The organism is Phormidesmis sp. 146-12 (assembly GCF_052939495.1).
Map to the genome: position 1 here is coordinate 1 of NZ_JBJPHS010000247.1, position 1,467 is coordinate 1,467.

The 1,467-nt window shown below is 48.8% G+C and carries 2 protein-coding genes; both read right to left on the reverse strand.

Annotated features, from left to right (window positions below; all coding sequences use genetic code 11):
• Nucleotides 1-393, reverse strand: a 393-nt coding sequence (locus ACKFKF_RS35035; protein WP_446871942.1) for a RidA family protein, incomplete at its 3' end; no start/stop codon positions are given.
• An 80-nt stretch (nucleotides 394-473) separates the two neighbouring features.
• Nucleotides 474-1,403: an MBL fold metallo-hydrolase gene (locus ACKFKF_RS35040; protein WP_446871943.1), complete on the reverse strand. Its 930-nt coding sequence runs from the start codon at nucleotides 1,401-1,403 to the stop codon at nucleotides 474-476.
• Nucleotides 1,404-1,467: the final 64 nt, after the last annotated feature.

The window sequence follows — 1,467 nt, forward strand, 5'->3', positions numbered from 1 at the left end:
AATTGCAGTAACGCGGATCTCAATCCGCATCGTTGGAAGTCCAAGAGCCACAACTCCTACTTGTGTCCAAATTGGGGCATGGTTGGGCATGTAATGACGAAATAGCTTGACCATCACATCGTTAACCTCCGGAGGAAACCCGCCAACATGGTAAGAATTAATGTGGACAACATGCTCCCAACCCGCACCAGCAGTCGCCAAGGTTCGCTCTACGTTCCGAAACGCCTGAGCAATTTCGTCTGCGATCGATTCGGGAATTTGCAGATCATCATTCCAGCCGCCTTGTCCTGATGTCTCTACTCGATCGCCAATTTTTACGGCTTGCGAGAAATGCAATTCATTCAGCATGTATTCGCCATAACCGGGAGTAACAAAAAACTTGGGCTGATTCATGGTGTTCCTTTGTATAGTACGTTTGACTGTGGTGCGATCGCAACTATCATTAAGTTGCTAAAAGGACTGCTATGAATCCTTTAGGGTTCACGCCAGCGGTAATCCACTGGCACCCAGGCATACCCTTGATCTGCTGCCCGAAGGTGTCCAACGCCGGGAAAGGGCAAATGTGCGCCTGCTACCAAAATTCGGGATGCTTCCGCTCTCGCAAACTGTGTTTTGCGTTGTGCCACAGCAGCATTGGCATCGACATCGTAAGCAACTGTAATTTCTGGCTTGGGAAATTGCACCGAAACAAAGTGAACAATATCGCCCCAAAACTCGATGCTCTCGCCCTTGCTTGCCGCCACGTAGCAGCTATGACCAGGAGTGTGTCCGGGTGTGGGATGCGCGGTGATTCCCGGTAGCAGGGCTGTCTTGCCAGAAAACGATTTCACCTTGCCTGCATCTAAATAAGGTTTGACCGTTTTCGCGGCTTCGTCAAAGTACTTTTCAGCAACGTTGAATCGCGTGGCATTCGCTCGATCGAACCAGAAATCGATCTCTGGCTTACCAACATAGAGCGTGGCGGCAGGAAACATCCGTTGACCAGCTTTGACCAGCCCCCCACTATGATCGGTATGAATATGAGTCAGGAGGATTGCATCAATTTCGTTAGGCGTATAGCCTGCTGCCTTTAACGATGTTTGAAGCTTGCCACCCAGTTTTGCACCAAAAAAGGTTCCGGCTCCCGTGTCCACGAGTACTTGTTGATCTCCAGTGTCGATCAAGAAAGCATTAATTGATGCCTCGACAGGATTAGTCAGAAAGTTTTTCTGAAGCAGGCGATCGGTTTCTGTTGGGTTCGTATTCGACAGCAGCGTATGCAGATCTTGGGGGAGTGTGCCGTCGCTCAAGGCTGTAATTGTGAAATCACCTAACTTAAATGGATAGACACCTGGCACTTGAGCGATCGCACTTTTGCCCAGTGATACTGCTGGAAAAAGACAAGAGATCACAATCGTTAGCACTGTGGTTGCAATCGCTATCATCAGTCTAGAAAACATATTAGAACCCTTTTAGCGATAAAGGACT